The 4065-nt window shown below is 61.7% G+C and carries 9 protein-coding genes; 3 read left to right on the top strand and 6 right to left on the bottom strand.

What is annotated here, in order from left to right; translation table 11 throughout:
• From I5M_RS02320 to I5M_RS02295, 6 genes are all read right to left on the bottom strand, one after another.
• Nucleotides 1-394: RusA family crossover junction endodeoxyribonuclease (locus I5M_RS02320; RefSeq protein ID WP_022719921.1), on the bottom strand; the 394-nt coding region annotated here is incomplete at its 3' end.
• A gap of 3 nt (nt 395-397) precedes the next feature.
• Nucleotides 398-946: a GapR family DNA-binding domain-containing protein gene (locus I5M_RS02315; protein ID WP_022719920.1), complete on the bottom strand. Its 549-nt coding sequence runs from the start codon at nt 944-946 to the stop codon at nt 398-400.
• A gap of 66 nt (nt 947-1012) precedes the next feature.
• Nucleotides 1013-1210, bottom strand: a complete 198-nt coding sequence (locus I5M_RS02310; RefSeq protein WP_022719919.1) for a hypothetical protein — start codon at nt 1208-1210, stop codon at nt 1013-1015.
• Complete coding sequence (locus I5M_RS02305) at nt 1201-1443, bottom strand: hypothetical protein (RefSeq protein WP_022719918.1); 243 nt, start codon at nt 1441-1443, stop codon at nt 1201-1203. Before I5M_RS02305 ends, I5M_RS02310 begins: the two co-directional genes overlap by 10 nt.
• A gap of 6 nt (nt 1444-1449) precedes the next feature.
• Nucleotides 1450-1695, bottom strand: a complete 246-nt coding sequence (locus I5M_RS02300; RefSeq protein WP_022719917.1) for a hypothetical protein — start codon at nt 1693-1695, stop codon at nt 1450-1452.
• Entirely contained in the window at nt 1692-2078 is a 387-nt protein-coding gene (locus tag I5M_RS02295; RefSeq protein WP_148287810.1) for a hypothetical protein, read from the bottom strand. Before I5M_RS02295 ends, I5M_RS02300 begins: the two co-directional genes overlap by 4 nt.
• A 101-nt stretch (nt 2079-2179) precedes the next feature.
• Between I5M_RS02295 and I5M_RS02290 the strand changes: the two genes are divergently transcribed.
• The 3 genes from I5M_RS02290 to I5M_RS02275 all read left to right on the top strand — a co-directional run bounded on the left by I5M_RS02290 (nt 2180) and on the right by I5M_RS02275 (nt 3878).
• Nucleotides 2180-2437, top strand: a complete 258-nt coding sequence (locus I5M_RS02290) for a hypothetical protein (RefSeq protein WP_022719915.1) — start codon at nt 2180-2182, stop codon at nt 2435-2437.
• A gap of 317 nt (nt 2438-2754) precedes the next feature.
• Complete coding sequence (locus I5M_RS30830; protein WP_083909486.1) at nt 2755-3561, top strand: LexA family transcriptional regulator; 807 nt, start codon at nt 2755-2757, stop codon at nt 3559-3561.
• On the top strand, nt 3540-3878 hold the full coding sequence (locus I5M_RS02275) for a Rap1a/Tai family immunity protein (RefSeq protein ID WP_148287809.1): 339 nt from the start codon (nt 3540-3542) through the stop codon (nt 3876-3878). Before I5M_RS30830 ends, I5M_RS02275 begins: the two co-directional genes overlap by 22 nt.
• Nucleotides 3879-4065: the final 187 nt, after the last annotated feature.

Below are 4065 nucleotides of genomic sequence, written 5' to 3'. Positions count from 1 at the left end.
ACGGCCGCCGGCCCGTAAGCTTGGCGAAACGGCCGGCTACGATCTGGGCATCATCCTTGAACACGACCCCGTTCATCGCATCGGTGAACGCCTTGATGACGTTGTCGGCGTCCGGTTTCTTCGCTGGCTTGATCTCGCCAGCGATGGCCTGCGCCCGCTTCTTTTGAGACCACGACGCCGGCACCGCGAAGATGATCGACAGATCAATTTCGACCGGAGCCTCGATCGGTAGTCGCCCGCTCATCGCGTCCATCGCCAGAGAGCGAATGATGCCCTCATAGGTGCGGGTCTTTTCCGGGGTATAGTGGCCGATGAAGTTACCGCGGCGAAAGGCGCGAGCGCGCCCTTTGCCTTGCGGATCACCGGCGACGATGATGGTGACCGGATCGGTCATGGCTCAATCCTCATCGCCTTCGGCGTCGTCTTCCGCTTCCGCGGCTTCCTTGGCCTCGAGCTTCCGGAAGGCGCTGGTGATCGTGGCCTGGCCCTTATGCCAGTTCTCGATCCAAACCTGATCGAACTCGGAGCCGGCGCCATAGGGGCTCTGGCACGTCTGTCCAGCCGCGCCGGCCGTGAAGCCAAGCGCTGCGGCGCGCTCGACCTCTGGCGTGCGGTCCGGCGTGTCGTAGAACATGTCGAACTGCGTTCCGATCGGATGATTGAGAAGCCGCGCGACCTCGATCTCAGCCTTGCGCTGCTCGATCGTGTCCTCGTCCTTCTGCTTGCGGAGCCGAAGCGCGAAATCGATCACCTTCCCGGTGAAGCCGTTGGCGATCAACTTCTTCCGCTTATTGCGGATGTCGGCGACGACCTTGTTCTTGTCGTCGGTCAGGCGCTCGATCTCTACCAGGCTGTTCACGAGCAGCGCCCGCTTCTCAGCCTCGGTAAGATCGAAGTCGTTTGGGATGTGCGGCGTGTCGTCCATCTTCTCGGCGGGTTGGCCCATCGTGTCAGCTCCTGTTTGATCTTCGCATCTTCCGCCGCAACTTGCGGCGCGTTCTCTGCTTCCTGGTCATGCTTCCTCACCGAGATAGACGCCTACTGCTTCAGCGATGACGGTCTCCGCCTTCGCGCCGGTGCTGATCGCGTGGCTGTAGAGCGCGACGGCGACCGAGCCGCGCAGCTCGACGGTGAACACCACCGGCGCCAGCGCGCCGAGCACCTTGTCGCTGTCGGACAGCTCTGCGTCGCGCTCGATTGTCACCGACATGCTCGCGCTCCCGCGGTGTTGCGGACGGCCTCGGCCAAGAAATCGCGGCGTCGATCGGCCGTATCGAGTTGCAGATCAAGCTTCGGCAGGTTGCCGCGGTACACCGGATCGGTGCGGCTCACATTCGGATTTCGCACGACGACGGCAGCCAGGCGCTCGGCCTTCTTGGCGGCGCGACGGTCGCGCTTACGCTTGTTCTTCCGCGCGATGGCTTCCGGCGACGTGGCGGGCATCAGATCTCACAGCTCGAAGTTTGAGTGATAGAAGCGTGACGCGCGGTGCGCGGCGGCGTCGAATTTCGGCGGCGCTGGCGGCTTCGGATCGCGATAGCCCTTCCGGAACCTCTCGAAGTACTTCGCCGCGACCGGCGCCGAGCAAGGCAGATCGCGTGCGGCTCCTCGCGCGGTATTTCCCGCGTCGAAAGCGGCCCGCAGCCGGTCGATCTCCTCATCGGTCAAGTGGTTAGAGGGACCGCGGTTGCTCATCGCTTCACCTTCCCGGCCGAAGCCACGGGGCGATCCACTCCGCCCAATCCGCGCATCTGTTCCCGAGCAGCATCAATCTCCGGGCGATGAAAGTCCGCGTCCGATGCAGACATGCGCGCTTCGAGGCGCAGGAGCCGCAATCTGAGGTCTCGCAATTCGCTCCTGGCTTCGGCATCCTCTTTGCGCCTCTTCGCATCGGTGATTTGGTCAATCTCGTATTCCTCGACGCGGCGCGCCTTCGCGTACCAGAGGTCGAAGGCGCGCCAGTATTCTATCCCCGCAGCGACAGCAGCCCGTTCAATGGCCTGCTTCACGTACTCACCTGGACGTCGAGGCGACGCCAGTTCGCGAAGCAAGGACGACGCCTCATCAACCGTTGTCACGACGACCTCCCAAGGAATTTGGGAATGTTCTCGTTGTCCTCCCAAGCCTGCGGGCAAATACTGCGGACATGGATTTTGCTCCTTCTTTTCCGGTGGTTGGGATGAACGTCGAAGCGGAACTACACGCGTTGAAGGCCTTGGTCTCGGCTCAGAACGAGGTCATCAAAGAGCTGATGACCACGATCGCAACGATCGGCATCAGCGCGAAGGCTTGGGACAAGCACATCGCATCGGCCGCGATTGACGCGCTTGCGCAGCGATTGAACGGCATCGCAAACAACCGCAGCCAACAACCTGACGCAGAATTTCTGCTCTACTACGCTGACACCGCGACCGCCGTTGCGCGGCGATACGACTGATCTCCGCCGCGTAGTCGAGCTGCGGACGAGCTGCGTCATTGCGCCGGAGCATCGCGAGAAGCTCAGCGGTGGCGATCTTGGTTGCTGCGTCGGTCATGGTCAGGCTGCCGTGTCGGCGAAGATGTCCGGGCACAGCTCGGCGCGGGTCACCTTGCCTTCAAGCGCGCGTTCGATCGCGACGGCCATTTTCGGCTGGGATTGCCGCGATGCTTGCTTTTGTTGACCGCGACCTGAGAGCACCCGATCAGAAGGGCAATTTGGCCTCGGACCCGGCTATGTCGATCGCGCGCTGAAGCGGAGATTTGAGAGTTTCGGTCATGCCCGCATCAGATAACATTTGTTATCGAAACGCAAGCACTATTGTTATCGAGACTGTCGATAACTGCGGTTATATATTCGCGGGCATGGAGCCCGGAGCACTTATTCGTCAGGCGCGCGAGCGCAAAAATTGGTCCCAAAAGGACTTGGCCGAGCGCGTCGGCATATCGCAGCCGGCGGTCCGGAAGATCGAAGGCGGATCAACCGCGAAATCGAAGCACCTGCCTAAGATTGCGCAGGTTCTTGGGCTGAACCTTTCCCACCTAGACGAGACACTCGCGAGCCATGGCGGCTTCTACGAGGACCAGGCCGAGTTCGGCTATTCTGCCGCCGGCGATGCAAACAACCAGCGACCACAGAACGGCATCCTAGAAATCGACGTGCGCGCCGGCATGGGCGGTGGCGGCACCGTCGATGGCCGCGAAGTGGTGCACAACGGCGACTATGCCGACCCGGTGAAAGAGGAAGCTTGGCACTTCCCGGCGCGATTCCTGCGTGAGGAGATTCGGGCCCCGGAAAGCCGGGTTCAGATCCTCGAGACCCAGGGCGACAGCATGTCGCCAACGATCCTATCCGGAGACCGGGTGATCATCGACACCGGCCACCGCCTGCCCTCGCCTGACGGCATCTACGCGATCCGGGACCAATTCGGCGCGATCGTGGTGAAGCGGCTACAGGTACTTCGCCGCGGCGACCGGCCGACGATCAGGATCATTTCGGACAACAAGGCGCACGACAGCGAGGATGTCGACGCCGACGAAATCCACATCGTTGGGAGGGTGCTATGGGGATTAAAGCGGCTTTGACAGGGGCGATGCTCAGCGCCGTCGCCGTCGCTCCAGCGATGGCCGAGTTCGACAACGGCAATCAGCTCTACAGCTTCTGCACATCCGAAAAGACACCGCAGTTCGCGATGTGCATGGGGCTGGTCACTGGCTATTTCGAGGGGATGAAAATCTCCTACGATTGCCCAGGCGCTGGCCCGAAAGTAACTCGCCAGCAGTTGGTCGATGTTGTGATGAAGTTCATGCGGGATCACCCCGAAGACCGCGACAAGCCCGCCGCGTTTCTGGCAGGCCGATCGTACGTCGTGGCGTTCGGTTGCCGTCCGGCCGGATCATGAACGCTCGCGGCCGGTTCACGCTGATCTGCATGGCCGCGATCTTGGTGGTGGTGATCGCGGGGAAGGCGATTGGGTGGTGATCAGCCACCCTTGAGAAAAGCGATTAACTCGCGAACCTGCCCTGGGGACAGTAGAACCCTGTCGACAACAGCCCAGTCCATTTCTCCGTATTGGGAGATGCCGATTG

This window comes from Rhodopseudomonas sp. B29, assembly GCF_000333455.1.
GTDB lineage: Bacteria > Pseudomonadota > Alphaproteobacteria > Rhizobiales > Xanthobacteraceae > Rhodopseudomonas.
This window is presented reverse-complemented; position numbering and strand designations above follow the sequence as displayed.

Bases quoted from the DNA above. Each gene is read 5' to 3' on its own strand.
- I5M_RS02315 (WP_022719920.1), bottom strand. From the start codon at position 946: ATGGGCCAACCCGCCGAGAAGATGGACGACACGCCGCACATCCCAAAC.
- I5M_RS02310 (WP_022719919.1), bottom strand. From the start codon at position 1,210: ATGTCGGTGACAATCGAGCGCGACGCAGAGCTGTCCGACAGCGACAAG.
- I5M_RS02305 (WP_022719918.1), bottom strand. From the start codon at position 1,443: ATGCCCGCCACGTCGCCGGAAGCCATCGCGCGGAAGAACAAGCGTAAG.
- I5M_RS02300 (WP_022719917.1), bottom strand. From the start codon at position 1,695: ATGAGCAACCGCGGTCCCTCTAACCACTTGACCGATGAGGAGATCGAC.
- I5M_RS02290 (WP_022719915.1), top strand. From the start codon at position 2,180: ATGAACGTCGAAGCGGAACTACACGCGTTGAAGGCCTTGGTCTCGGCT.
- I5M_RS30830 (WP_083909486.1), top strand. From the start codon at position 2,755: ATGCCCGCATCAGATAACATTTGTTATCGAAACGCAAGCACTATTGTT.
- I5M_RS02275 (WP_148287809.1), top strand. From the start codon at position 3,540: ATGGGGATTAAAGCGGCTTTGACAGGGGCGATGCTCAGCGCCGTCGCC.